A 14,205-nucleotide genomic window follows, 5' to 3' on the forward strand; every position below is an offset into this window, starting at 1 on the left:
CGTCGTCATGCCTACCCGGTGACACCGTGTATAGCCACACCATCCTCCAGAAGCCCCGGCAACGCTGCCCTCGTACCGACCCATACATGCGCGAGACCGACCCTTGCGGGCAAGTATCTACCGCATCCTGACCGCGAAACGAAGGTCGACTATCGCCTCTGAAGACCAGAGGCTCTCGCCATGTACAGCACACCCCCGCTCCACCAGGCATCTATCAGCCGCGCCCTGCCCGAATGGGTCACGATGTTGCATCCAACGCATACCCAGTACATCGTCGAGCAATTGCGTGCCGACTACCTCGCCGATGACGGCGCCCCCTTCAGTTGGTACAGCACCGCCTCGGATGATGATCGCCAGCGACTGCGCTCACTCATCGAAGCGCGCAACACCCACCAACGAGCCCTGCAAAAGAGCCTGCGCGGGTTCCAAGGGATCACCGAATTCTGCAAACCGTTGCTGACCCGCCGACTGAACATCGCTGTGGCCGTGGACAAGGCCCACTATGTGTTCCAACCCTTCGAACCCGCCAGCAGCAACTGGCCAGGCGTTCCCAACCCGGAGATACCGCTGGTACCGGAGCGGGAAGTGGACATCCTGGCCACCCGACCTGTCGGCGCGTCGCAGTCGCGCAGCCTGTTCGAGGCGGCCCTGCACAACTTCGAAGGCCTGGATGAAGTCGGCGCCTACAGCACACTGATCAACGCGCCAGACGATGACAGCCCACTGCAAGGGCTATCGATGGCGAGCTTCGTCAGGCATTGCCGGGAGCTGGACCTGGGTCGACAGTACCAGGCCCATCTTCAGTCGTACTATGACGGCCCGCGGAAGGCTGAAATCGAGCGACTGACCCTCGACACCCTGCGCCATTCATTACGGGTGCGGGCGCAGGTCGCGGCCCTTCAGGGACTGCTTAGCCAACGCGGCCTCCGCGGCCTGAACCAGCTGGCCGAAAACGCAGCTCGGCCAACCTATGGACAACACGACCTGCACTGCTGGCGCCTGAGCCTGTTCGACATTCCCCTCCACGACCTCCTGCTGATCGGGCCAGACCAACCCGACCAGAACAATCCATGCATCGTCTACATGCCGAATGACAGCGAACACCCGGTCAGGGAGTTCAGCTCACGCCAGGAGGCTGGACGGCATCTCAGCCACAGGCTGCTGCAGAGCACGTTCCGCCGCCTGTTGATCAATTGCGCCTACCAGGACAGACAGGCGGAGCTGAACCGCTTGCTTGAGCAGGCACTGTTCGAACCGCGTGACGGCCTCGTCCACCCGCGCCGAGAGATCGATCTGCGGTTCACCCCTTCGCGAGTCAATGGCGGGCTCTGGTCGGCGCTCTACGCGGCCAATGTCTCGCGGATGAAAGCAGATGCCAGGGCCATCGCCGTCCCAACCGCCGATGTCGACGCCAAGGCCCGCCAGGAACGTCTGGCCCATTGGGCCGAGACGGGCGTGAGCCTTCTCAATGTCGCCGCCTTTTTCGTCCCCGGCCTGAATACGGTCATGGCGGGCGTGTTCGCCTATCAAATCATGGATTCGGTGTTCACCGGGTTCCACGCCTGGGAGGAAGGCGATACTGCCCAAGCGTTGGGGCAATTGACCGCACTGGCCATCAATGCGGCGGTAACGGCGGGTTTTGCGGTAGGTACGCGGCTGGTGCAGGCCTCTGGCTTCGTCGATGCCTTGCAACGCGTCTGGCATGACGGGCAAGCATTGCTGTGGCACCCGCAAATGGCCCGTTATGCCAGCTCCACAGTCTTGCCGGAGGGTGCAGTGATGGACGCGTCAGGCTATTACCGGGTCGAGGGTAAGATCTACTGGATGCACGATGGCGCGATGTTCGAAATCTTCCAGGACGCCGAACAGCAGTGGCGTGTTCGCCATCCCCACGACCCCAATGCTTATGCCCCTCGTCTGCACCACCACGGTGACGGTCGTTGGCAACTGGCTTTCGAACGACCGGTGGAATGGGAGCCAGCCCAGTTGCTGCGCCGCCTGGGCCAGTTCAGCGCCGGGCTCGACGATGCCGAACTGGCCGCCGCCCTGCGTACTACCGGCATCGACAGCACGGTCCTGCGGCGCACCCAGGCTACCGGGCTGCAGCCTCCGGCACTGCTGCGCGAAACCTTGCTTCGCCTGCGCCTGGACAACCAGGTAGAGCACATCGTCGGCAGCGTACGCCATGGCCAACGCCTGGCCGCCTACAAGAACTACGCACTGCCAGAACTGCTGAACATGCCCCAATGGCCCCTGGATCATGTGCTGAAGGTGTACGACGGCCCGGAGCCTTGGGGCGATTCGGTGCGCTACGGCGCGCCACCGATGCTTGGCCAGGTGGAAATCGAGATCACTCGCTCGGACCTGGAAAGCGGCCATTTGAGCCAGACCGTGCTGGCCCAGATGGGTGAGCAACAGCGGCAATCCCTGCTGGGCGATACGCCTTCCGCGCAGCGTGCCAGCACCCTGGACCAACGACTGGCCGATCGCCTGGACAGCAAGCGCCAGGACATTTTCGACAGCTTGCGGCACAGCCAGGGCAAATTGCGTAGCCCTGCCGAGCAAACACTGGCACGGCAGTTTCCTGGGCTACCGGACAGCGCGCTGGAGGAGATACTCAGACACATCGGGCACGGCGAGCGGCAACGACTTGCATCGGGGCGGATGCCCTTGCGCATTGCCGAAGAAGCACGGTTGCTGCAAGCCCATGCACGGCTCGATCAGGCACTCCTGGGCTTGTATCGGCCCTCGCTGGCCAATGCCGACAGCCATTTGTTGAAACAGGCGTTGCTGGCCGAACACCCCGGCGCAACGGCCACCGAGCTGTTCGGCCACGCCACCGCCGACCGAGGGCATTGCGCTGCCCTGCTCGGCCAACAGCCCATCCGGCCGAGCGTGCGATCACCCTTGCGCCTGGCCAACGGCCGTCTGGGCTACCCGCTCAGTGGCCGAGGCGCCTCCACGAGCGTCGCCACCGGACGACTCCGGGCCCTCTACCCAACGCTCAATGCCGAGCAGCTCAGCGCGCTGCAAGCGCAACTGTCCCAAGCCGGTGACTTGGGCAGCGCAATCCAACGACTCGAAGAAGAACAGCGCACCTTGCTGAGCGCACTGAACCGCTGGCATCAGGCCGTCGAGCAGTCGCCCCTGCGTGACCAACGCCGGCAATGCAGCGAACGGCTCATGCGTGCATGGCGCCAAGAAGGCGAGCCCGACGCCTCGGTGCTGGTACTCGATGACCTGGAACTGACCGAACTGCCGGCAATCAGCGCACGCTTCCCACAGGTCCGCGCCCTTACCCTCGAGCGTCTGACGTTGACCCGACTGGAAGGCGCCTTTCTGGCGTGCTTCCCAAACCTCTCGCAGCTTGAAGTGATCGACAACCCGCGAATCGACGCTGAGTCACTGTTCGACGCCCTGAGGTCGACCCCTAAATTACAGGCGCTGTCGCTGGGCGAAAACCGCCTCACCACCCTGCCCCCCACGGCGCTGCGGGCCCTGGGCGCCATGCGTGACCTGCGTGTGCTCAATCTGCATGGCAACCTGCTGGAGCTCAACGATGCCAGCCTGGATTGCCTGGCAGGATTACCGCTGGAGGCCCTGGGCCTGTCGGACAACCACATCACGCTGAACCCGGCACTGGCGGCGCGCTTCCAGGACCTGGTGCATCTCAAGGTGCTTCGACTGAGTGGCAATCCACTGCAATTGGCCCCCGACCTGCGTTACATGGCGCGGCTGAGGCAACTCGACCTGGACCGCTGCGACCTCAGCCAATGGCCCAACGGGCTGTCCACCCTAATGCGCCAGCCGCAGTACCAACTGCGCATCCTGGACCTTTCCCACAATCGCATCGGTACAGTCCCCGATCTGTCCGACGTGTTACAGACACCCTTCGCCCGCGATGTTGCCGCCCGTGTCGAAGGACGCAGCTGGCTGTTCAATTTCAACCCGCTCGAAGGCCCAACGCGTACTCGCCTGGCGAACGGTGGTGTCAACGTGACCGAGCGTACGCCACGACAAGGGGATCGGGGGATATGGCGTGACCAGGCCAGCAGTCACCAGCAACGACTCTGGAGCGACCTGTTCGAACACGGCGGGAACCGCCATCTGCTCAACGCTTTGGAGCGTTTGGCGCAATCGGCAGAAGCTCGCCAGGACGCACAAGGCGTTGCGACGCGCGTGTGGGCCATGCTCGAGAAAGCCGGACAGGACACCGGGCTACGAGAGCGCCTTGAACAAGTCGCCCAGGACTACCCACCCACCTGTGGGGATGCCGGTGCCGATGCTTTCAGCGCTCTGGAGATCGAGGTGCTGGCCCACGAGACGGCGGGTCGGCTCGGTGATCGCTCGCAAACGCTGCTGCACCTTTACCACCGGTTGTTCCGGCGCAGCAGAGTCAATGAACTGGCCGACCGCATCAGTCTGCGAAGAACGCTACGCAAGCAGGCCCTGCAAGATGATGTCTTTGACGAAGACTTGCCGCCATACGATGAGCTGGACGAGCCTTTGGCCTATCCGGATCTGTACCTGCAAACCGGCCTGGTCGACGATATCGAGGTACGACTGGCCTTGCGTCAATCGCTGGCCGCGCGCCTGGACTTCCCCGAGCCGAGCCGGGGCATGCTGTACCGTGACACCGCCAGAATCACCCAAGGCATCATCGACAAAGTGGCTGCCGAGGTGGAACGGCTCGATCGTGACCACCAGGCTCGGGAGCGCTGGTTGATCGAGCAACCAGGTTGGGTCATGCACATTAAGACCCGCTATGCCGAGCAGTTCATCCTGCTCACCGATTTCTGGCGATCAGGCCATGACTACCTGTTCTACTGCCTGGATCGAAGCAATGAGCCTGTCACGCGCCTAGATACCTCGGTCACCACCGCTCTGGCGAAAGTCATGCCGGCCAGTCCCCTGGACGAACAGCACCATCTGCGCCGCGTGCAGCTCAACGACGGGCAGTTCAAGCAAGCCATGGATGCCCTGAACGCCGAGCAACAGCAGGTCGAACATGGCCTGTTGCTCAGCCTCACCCACCAGGTGGCAACCCTCGGCGGCTAGGTCGCGCTCACTGTCCGCGCAGGTCTTCGAAGAAGGCCTGCCGGCCATCCACCTGGCTGGACGCACGCGGCGCACTCGCCGCCTCGCCATTGGCAGCCTCGACATGCCAATAGCAGTGCCGGACCGCCCGCGTCACCGCTACGTAGGCCAAGCGCTGTACCTCTTCTTTCTGCGCGGTATCGAAAGGCTGGGCATCGCCTGAACGGCCCAATTCGGCCAGTCGATAGACCTGGTTCTTGTACGGCGAACTGGTCAGGTACTGGCAGTCGCCCAACATGAACACCGCATCGGCCTGCAGGCCCTTGGCGCTGTGATAGGTCAACTGACGCAGCCGACGCTGCTCGGCGGGCAGTGCCGCTTCGGCTTGCAGTACCGTTTGCAGGTGCTCACTCATCAAGGCCCGGTCACTGCCCTTGCGGTACAGCATCATCACCGACTCACCGCGCTGGTAGTGCTCGATCAAGGTTTGGCCCAGTGCCGCCTCGTCACGGTCGAACACCCGGACCGGCGAGCCCGGCAATTCCGCAGCCGGCCCCGCGGCACGCGCCTTCTTGCCCGCGATGGCCGGGGTCCCCTTGACCAGATGCTCGGCGGCGTCGATCACCTGCTGCTGGCAGCGGTAATTGTCGACCAGCATCACCCGGGTATTGGCCGGTGACGGGAAGGTCTTGGTGAACTCCATGAAGTACTTGGGCGAGCTGCCACGCCAGCCGTAGATCGACTGCCAGTCGTCCCCCACGCACAGCAACGACGAGTGCTGGGCATTACGCCCAGTATGCATGGCTGTGCCACGCCGGCGAATTTCAGCGAGGCTGGCCCGGAGCCAACTGACGATCTGTGGTGAAACGTCCTGGAACTCGTCGATCATCAAATGGGCCAACGGGCGCAGCAATGGGTCGGGCAACAGCTGCAGGTTCTCGGGATTGTTTTCACCAAACAGGGCGAACATGCGGTTGTAGCTCATCACCGGCGGCGACTGGGCGAGCAAATGCGCCTCCAGCGCCTTCCAGTACAATGCCAGCGCTTCGAAGAACAACCCATCACTGTCGCCTGCGGGGAAGCTCATCGCTGCGACCGCTCTGCCGACCTCAAGGCCAAGGTTCTCGATGAAACTTGCCGCGCCGACGAAGGCATCGAGCAGCGGCGCCGCTGCCAGTTCGCCCTTGACCTTGTACTCGAAACCCGGTCCCGACACCGCATCCCCCGCCAACGACGCCGCCAGGCGCCGGGCCATCGCGTAGTTGTCGAGCCAGATCAGCGGCTTGTCACAGTAGGCCTGCAATAGCGTGCGCTTGACCGCCCATTCCGCACGCACCGCAAGCTTGGCGCCGGGGCGTTGGTACTGAGCACTTTCCGAGGGGTCGAAGCCCAGCACCACCCAGGTATCTAGCCCTTCTAGACGCCCGTGGACATGGAAGCGACTGCCGCGAATGTCTACCGTCTCGCGGCACGGCTCGATGCCCCTGATCGGCCAGGCGCCCGCCGCGAACCACAGGTCCTCGATCACATCGCACAGCTCTTCGTCACGCTGGGCGGCCAGCTGGGTCACCTGCACACGCTTTTGCACGTCCGGGTGGTCCGGGTCCAGGGGCTTGAGCTGCAGGGCCTCGCGACGCAAGGTCGCGATGATCTGGGCAAAGCGCGGGCTTTGATCGAGCAGCTGGCTGTAGCACAGGTTCAGCTGCTGACGCTGGGCGTCGTTCAGACGTAGATCGAACGGATTACTGTCAGCCTCAGCCTCTTGGCCGGCCGGCATCTCGCTGCCCAGTGTCTCGAATGCCCGTACCTGGCCAAAACCCGGCAGGCTGCGGACCAGCGGCAGAATGCGCGAATGGAAGGTCCGCACCATTTCCCGGGCACGGGCAGGCGACAGATCGATCTGCCAGCGTGCGAAGACCTGCACCAGGCGCTTGATGAAATCCTTGCGTGACTCGCGGGTGAAGGTGACCACGGTCATCGCGTCAAGCTCGTAGCCCAGGTAATGGCGTAGCAGCAATATCCGCAGCACCAGCGAGGTAGACTTACCCGCGCCGGCCCCCGCCACCACGCAGGTGGACGGTGTGTCGCTGAAAATCAGCTTCCACTGCGCGGCGCTGGGCTGGGCCTCGGCAGGCAGGCGCTGGGCGACATCGGCCTTGAAGCGCTTTTTCAACTCGGCGCTCAGCGGCAGACGCCAATCATCGAACAGTTTGTCGTCCTGGCCGGGAACCGCAGGCGCATCGGGGCGAGTGTCGCGAATCACCAGTACCTGGCGCCCGGCTTCGTAACCTTCCAGCCGTCCACGCTCGAAACCTTCTCGCAGGCCGTCAGCGTGGCCGCTGCGTTGGCCAGTGGCGTGCCCCAGGAACCAGGAGTCGCGGTGTTGCGCTTGCAGACGGCTCAGGCCACGCCCAAGCAGGCGTGCGGCCAGGCGACGAAACCAAGGCAGCTGGGCTGGAGGGGTAAGGTCGGCGGGCGCCTGGGTTTGCTCGTGGGCCACGATCACTCCGTTGAAAATCGAATCAGCAGCCATGTTCGCTGCATCTAAGAAAAATCGCCAGCGAATCAGTGCATTAGGCGACAAAGCGGTCAAATGCCATCTGCAATTCAATCTATTTTATAGATTGTTTTAAGCCGATATTTACGCTTTTTTTCGATCTTTAACCCACGCATCATGGCGTCATTCCACCGAATCAAGGAGCACGACCATGCTGCAACTGCGACCGTTCGAAAGCCTTGGCCACGCCAATCATGGCTGGCTCGATGCCCACCACCATTTCTCCTTCGCCGAATACTACGACCCGGCGCGCATGCACTGGGGCAACCTGAGGGTCTGGAACGACGACTTGATCGCGGCCGGCAGCGGGTTTCCACCGCACCCGCACCGCGACATGGAAATCATCACCTACGTCCGTGAAGGCGCCATCACCCACCAGGACAGCCTTGGCAACAAGGGCCGTACCGAGGCGGGCGATGTCCAGGTGATGAGCGCCGGGACCGGCATCGTTCATAGCGAGTACAACCTGGAAGACGTCGACACGCGGATCTTCCAAATCTGGATAGTGCCTGAGCGGGTTGGCGATGCGCCGTCCTGGGGAACCCGTCCCTTCCCCAAAGGCGAACGCGGTGAGGGCTTCGTCACCCTGGCCAGTGGCCGTGCCGGCGACGAAGACAGCTTGCAGATTCGCACCGATGCAAGACTCGTGGCAGCCACCCTGCGTGCAGGGGAAAGTGCCGAGTACCGCCTCGATGCAGGGCGCCGCGGTTACCTGGTGCCAGCCAAAGGACTGGTGGAAATCAATGGACTGCGAGCCAAGGCCCGCGACGGGGTGGCGATCGAGCAGGAAGAACTGCTGCAGGTGACCGCGATCGAAGACAGCGAGATCGTGCTGGTCGATGTAGCTTGAGTGAAGGGAACAACCGCCAGCAAGCTGGCTCCTACATCGCAATTTCTGTAGGGGCCGGCTGGCTGGCGATTGGGCTGCACGACAGCCCCTGTTTTAACCGTTTCGATCAGGCAATCGCCGCATCCACCAACACCTGGGCTTCTTGCACCAGACGCTGCAAATGCGCTTCGTCGATGAAGCTCTCGGCGTAGATCTTGTAGATATCCTCGGTACCCGAGGGCCGCGCGGCGAACCAGCCGTTGGCGGTCATCACCTTCAGCCCGCCAATGGCCTGGCCGTTGCCCGGTGCATGGCTGAGGATCTGCACGATTGGCTCGCCGGCAAGTTCCGTCGATGTCACCTGCTCTGGCGCCAATTTGCTCAGCAAGGCTTTCTGCCGTGCATCGGCCTTCGCCTCGACACGCGTGGCATACGGTTTACCCAGTGCTTTGGTCAGGTCGGCATAGGCCTGGCTTGGGTTGCGTCCGGTACGGGCGGTCATTTCCGCCGCCAACAACGCCGGGATCAAACCATCCTTGTCAGTCGCCCAGACCGTGCCGTCCTTGCGCAGGAACGAGGCACCGGCACTTTCCTCACCGCCAAAGCCCAACGAGCCGTCGAACAGGCCCTGGGCAAAGAACTTGAAGCCGACCGGCACTTCGTACAATGCACGCCCCAGATGCTGGGTAACCCGGTCGATCAGGCCACTGGACACCACGGTCTTGCCCACGGCGGCATCGCTGCGCCATTGCGGGCGGTGGCGGTACAGATAGTCGATGGCCACTGCCAGGTAGTTGTTCGGTTGCAGCAGGCCGTCGGGCGTGACGATACCGTGACGGTCGTGGTCCGGGTCGCAGGCAAACGCCACATCGAACCGCTCGCGCAGACCAATCAGTCCCTGCATCGCGTATGGCGAAGAGGGGTCCATGCGAATCTGGCCGTCCCAGTCGACGGTCATGAAGCGGAACGTCGGGTCAACCTCGGTGTTCACTACTTCCAGGTTCAGTTGGTAACGCTCGGCGATCGCCGACCAGTAGCGCACCCCTGCTCCGCCCAGCGGATCGACGCCCAGGCGCAGGTTGGCGCCACGGATGACATCGAAGTCGATGACGTTCTCAAGGTCTGCGACATAGCTGGAGACATAATCGTGACGCTGGGTGGTCGCTGCCTGCAGCGCCTGGGCGTGGTCCACGCGCTTGACGCCGGCAAGGCCCGCCGCCAGCAGTTCGTTGGCCTTGGCCTCGATCCACTTGGTCACATCACTGTCGGCAGGGCCGCCATTGGGCGGGTTGTACTTGAAACCGCCGCTCTGGGGTGGGTTGTGCGAAGGCGTGATGACGATGCCGTCGGCCAGGCCCTGGGTGCGGCCGCGGTTGTAGCAGAGGATGGCATGGGACACCGCGGGCGTCGGGGTGTACTCATCGTCCTTGGACAGCATCACCTGCACGCCGTTGGCGGCCAGTACCTCCAGAGCGCTGGCCGCTGCCGGGGCAGACAAGGCATGGGTATCGGCACCGATGAACAGGGGGCCGTCGATGCCCTGCTCCTGACGGTACAGGCAGATGGCCTGGGTAATGGCCAGGACATGATGCTCGTTGAAGCTCAGTTCAAGCGAACTGCCCCGGTGCCCCGAGGTGCCGAAGGCCACGCGCTGGGCCGCCACGGCGGCGTCGGGACGGCCGGTGTAATAGGCGGTGAGCAGGCGGGGAATATCGACCAGCACGCTGGCCGGAGCCGGCTTGCCTGCCAAAGGACTGAGCGTCATGCAAAAACCTCGAGTTCAACGGATGTTGGTGTTGGAACACGCAGTGTACTGGGAGTTGCAATACTGCGCGATGGGCCCGCCGAGGATTATTCGCCAGCCATGTGCCACCATCCCGGAAACATCTGCTGGACCCGCGCCTGGGCAAAGCGCTCGTCGATCAGCACCAGCACGCCACGGTCCTGATCGCCTCGTATGACCCGACCAGCGGCCTGAATGACCTTGCGCACACCTGGGTACAGATAGGCGTAGTCGAATCCGGCGCCGAACTGGCGACCCAGTCGCAACTTGAACTGTTCGTTGACCGGGTTGACTTGCGGCAGACCGAGGGTCGCGACAAAGGCGCCGACCAGGCGCGTACCCGGCAAGTCGACCCCTTCACCGAAGGCGCCACCAAGGACCGCGAAGCCAACCCCCTGGCCGTCGGCGACAAAGCGGTCGAGAAACGCCTGACGCGCCTGTTCGTCCATGCCCGGCGACTGCAGCCACAATGGGATCGTCGGGTGGCGACGGGCGAGCACGTCGGCGACCTGTTGCAGGTATTCGAAGCTGCTGAAAAACGCCAGATAGTTGCCCGGCATCCGCTGATACTGCTCGGCGATCAGGGTGGCAATAGGCTCCAGCGAGGCGTGCCGTTGGTGGTAACGGGTGGACACTTCGCTGGCGATACGCACTTGCAGCTGTTCACCCCGAAATGGCGCCGCCACCTCAAGCCATGCGGTATCCGAGGGCATGCCCAGGAGGTCGGCATAGAAATGCCTGGGGCTGAGCGTGGCCGAGAACAGCGTCACGCTCCGGGCAGCCTGCATGCGCGGGCCCAGCAGCCGCGCCGGCGTGACATTGCGCAGGCACAGGGTGGCCAGGCGCCGATTGCGCTGACCGCTGCGCAAGCTGATATCGAACAGGAAGTGCTCATCGAACAGCTCGGCCACCCGATTGAACTGCAAGGCCTGGAAGAAGAACTGCAGCACCTGCGGGTCCACTTCACCATTGGACTGGTCCAGGCGTTCCTGGATGACCCCGATGCATCCCTGCAGGGCTCGCAGAAAAGCCTCTGGTAGTTTGTCGCTGGCCTGATACGGCGCCTGTTGGGCCTTGAACACGGCATTCCACTGCCGGTTCAGACGGTCCAGCGCGCTGCCAAGGCCCACTGGTTTACTCTGGCGCAGCGCAAGCAACTGGCCCTGGTCGAGACTGGCGCTGTACATGCCGCGGCCGCGCTCGATCAGGTTGTGGGCTTCGTCCACCAGCACCGCGACCCGCCACTGGTTGGCCTGGGTCAGGCTGAACAGCAACGCATGGGCATCGAAGTAGTAGTTGTAGTCGGCCACCACCACATCCACCCAACGGGCCATTTCCTGGCCCAGGTAGTACGGACACACCTGGTGGGCCAAAGCCACCTCGCGAAGCAGTTGCCGATCGAGCATCGGCAGGCGTGCTGCTGCCTCTCGCGCCGCCGGCAGGCGATCATAAAAGCCCTGGGCCAAGGGACAGGACTCGCCATGGCACGCTTTGTCGGGGTGCTCACAGGCTTTGTCGCGAGCGATCAACTCCAGGGTCCTCAACGCCGGCTGCGCCGAGGCATCGTCGATCTGTCGCAGGGCGTCGAGGGCCAGTGCCCGGCCTGGGGTCTTGGCCGTCAGGAAGAACAGTTTATCGAGCTGTTGCGGTGCCATGGCCTTGAGCAACGGGAACAGCGTACCCAGGGTCTTGCCGATCCCCGTGCTGGCCTGGGCCATCAGGCAACGGCCAGTGCTGACCGCCTTGTACAGGGTCTCGGCCAACTGGCGCTGGCCCTGGCGAAACTGCGGGTATGGAAAGCCCAATACCTGCAAACCCTGGTTGCGCTCGACCAGGCGCTGCTCCTGATATTGGGCCCAGGCGAGAAATCGCTGGCACTGGGTTTCGTAGAAGGTTTGCAATTGGCCAGCCTGGTAGCGCTCGCTGATCAGCGTCTGGCCATCGTTGTCGACGTCCAGATACACCAGCGCGACGTCGATTGACGCCAGCTGCCGGGCCTGACACAGCAGCCAGGCATATACCTTCGCCTGCGCCCAGTGCAGTTGCCGATGGTTGGCCGGCTGGCGCGCCAGATCGCCACGATAGGTCTTGATCTCCTCCAGCCGATTGCAACTGGGGTCGTAGCCATCGGCACGCCCGCGCACCTGCAAACCCCGATACTGGCCTTCAAGGGTGATTTCCGACTCATAGTCGGCCGCGCGCCGGGCCACCACTCGCCGATGCCCCTCGATGCCTTCCAGCGCCGTGGGCGATGGCGTGAAGCGCAGGTCTAGGTCACCGACCTTGGCACTGAACTCACAAAGCGCACGTACTGCTACCGAGTAGGTCACGGCGCCTCGCTCCAGCGAACATGACACACCGCCACCGGCAAGTCATGCTCGGCGCAGAATGCCAACCAGCGCAACTGGTTGTCCTGCAGGCGATCTCCCGGCCCTTTGACCTCGACCATCTGGTAACGGCCTTGCTCAGGCCAGAACTGAATCAAGTCGGGCATGCCCGCGCGGTTGTTGCGAATGTCCTGCAACAGCCGCGTGAAGCAGTGTTTCAGGTGGGCGGCTGGCAAGCAGTCCAGTGCCTGGTCCAGCAACGCCTCGCTCAACTGCCCCCAGAACACGAACGGCGACTGCAGGCCGTGCTTGGCGATGTAGCATTCACGCATGGCCTGGCGATAGCTACCATCGTCGAGCCTTGCCAGGCAGGCGTCGAACAGGGCGGCACGACGCTGCTGAAAGTCGCTGTCGTGCAGGTCTTGAGGCCCGCTCTGGAACGGGTTGAAAAAAGCCCCCGGCACCGGAGCGAATATCGCATCCCAGCACAAGAGGCCGAACAGGCTGTTGAACAGGGTGTTTTCCACGTAGTGGACCACTGCGCCCTGCCCGGCCAGATGTTGCCGCACCGCTTGCTCGACGCCCAGCGCTGCCAGCTCGCGGGGCAGCTCCAGTTCGAGCAGGGTCAAGGGCGCCGTACGGCTGCGTTTTTGCGCTGGACCACCGAGTTTGCGCACCAGCCTGGGCAACATGCGCTCAAGGGCCTGGACCTCAAGGGCGTTGGCCGGTGCGGCGGCCAACTGCTGGGCCATTTCAAGGGCTTGCGGCCACCGTTCACTGCGCTCCAGCACCCGCACCTGGCGGATCCGTGCCTGCGCATGGTTGCTTTGGGCGTACACCGCCAGGGCCTGGTCCCAATCGCCGAGGCGCTCGCACTGCTGGCCAAGGGCAAACAGCAAACGCGAACGGCGTCGTGCCAGCCAGGGGTTGTCACAACTCAGGCCTTGCAAGGTAGTGAGGATGGCCACCGGTGACTCGCCCTGCTCCAGGCCCTCGGCGCACCGATGCAGCGTCATCGCCAGATCGACCTCGGCCCGTTCACGCAAGGCGCGGGAGTCGTGGCTGAACGGCACCGTTTCGAAGCGCAGCAAGCCCAGGTCGGCGAGCACGAACTCTGACCAGTCCTGGTACAGGTTGCCGAAGAACAGCAGACGAATACGGTCGCACAGCACCTGCCGGCGCCACTGAACGATGCGCATGGGGGCATCGACGTACCATTCGGCCAACGGCCGGGGTTCGAGCGCCAATGGCTGCAGTTGCGCAAACATATCGCTTTTCGATGCTCTAGGCCGGGTCAACTGGCCCGCGAAACATGCCGCCAGCTCGTCCTTGCGCAGCAGGGCGAACAGGTGCTCCAGGCTCAGCGACGCAGGCTCAGCGACCCAACCGAGCGCTTGCAACGGCTGTAGCGCCAGCATGGGGTCACCGATTTCGGCGTAGTCCAGCCGGTCGCTGCGAAACAGCTCGCCCTTGCGCATGACCATGCGCACCATCAATGCCTGTGCTGGCACTTCCAGCTGGGCGAAGGCCTGGATGAACGCCAGCTCGTGCGTATCCAGCAAGTCGGCGTAACGTTGCTCGACCCACAGCAATACCTGACGAAAGTTATGCAGGTAGTAGAGCGGGTCGTCGACGGAATGGGCAATCACGAGTAGGGTCGGGCCACGGTCAC

The 14,205-nt window shown here is 63.4% G+C and carries 6 protein-coding genes; 2 read left to right on the top strand and 4 right to left on the bottom strand.

Annotated features, from left to right (window positions below; translation table 11 throughout):
* The first annotated feature begins 180 nt into the window (after window positions 1-180).
* The gene (locus H620_RS0103070) at window positions 181-5,058 is read left to right on the top strand and encodes an NEL-type E3 ubiquitin ligase domain-containing protein (protein ID WP_023380870.1); all 4,878 of its coding nucleotides are present in this window, start codon (window positions 181-183) and stop codon (window positions 5,056-5,058) included.
* A 7-nt stretch (window positions 5,059-5,065) separates the two neighbouring features.
* On the opposite strand, the gene H620_RS0103075 is transcribed toward H620_RS0103070, so the two are convergent.
* Window positions 5,066-7,570: a UvrD-helicase domain-containing protein gene (locus H620_RS0103075; RefSeq protein ID WP_027906697.1), complete on the bottom strand. Its 2,505-nt coding sequence runs from the start codon at window positions 7,568-7,570 to the stop codon at window positions 5,066-5,068.
* Window positions 7,571-7,745: 175 nt separating this feature from the next.
* Here H620_RS0103075 and H620_RS0103080 point away from each other — a divergent pair, with 175 nt between their 5' ends.
* On the top strand, window positions 7,746-8,444 hold the full coding sequence (locus H620_RS0103080) for a pirin family protein (protein ID WP_023380872.1): 699 nt from the start codon (window positions 7,746-7,748) through the stop codon (window positions 8,442-8,444).
* Between the two features lie 106 nt (window positions 8,445-8,550).
* Here the strand turns inward: H620_RS0103080 and pgm are convergent, their stop codons facing one another.
* The 3 genes from pgm to H620_RS0103095 all read right to left on the bottom strand — a co-directional run bounded on the left by pgm (window position 8,551) and on the right by H620_RS0103095 (window position 14,182).
* Window positions 8,551-10,188: a phosphoglucomutase (alpha-D-glucose-1,6-bisphosphate-dependent) gene (gene pgm / locus H620_RS0103085; RefSeq protein ID WP_023380873.1), complete on the bottom strand. Its 1,638-nt coding sequence runs from the start codon at window positions 10,186-10,188 to the stop codon at window positions 8,551-8,553.
* Window positions 10,189-10,274: 86 nt separating this feature from the next.
* Window positions 10,275-12,536: an ATP-dependent DNA helicase gene (locus tag H620_RS0103090; RefSeq protein ID WP_027906698.1), complete on the bottom strand. Its 2,262-nt coding sequence runs from the start codon at window positions 12,534-12,536 to the stop codon at window positions 10,275-10,277.
* A complete protein-coding gene (locus H620_RS0103095) occupies window positions 12,533-14,182 on the bottom strand; it encodes a VRR-NUC domain-containing protein (RefSeq protein WP_027906699.1) in 1,650 nt (549 codons plus the stop codon). The genes H620_RS0103090 and H620_RS0103095 overlap by 4 nt, the downstream gene beginning before the upstream one ends.
* Window positions 14,183-14,205 lie beyond the last annotated feature (23 nt).

It is taken from the genome of Pseudomonas taiwanensis DSM 21245 (assembly GCF_000425785.1).
GTDB lineage: Bacteria > Pseudomonadota > Gammaproteobacteria > Pseudomonadales > Pseudomonadaceae > Aquipseudomonas > Aquipseudomonas taiwanensis.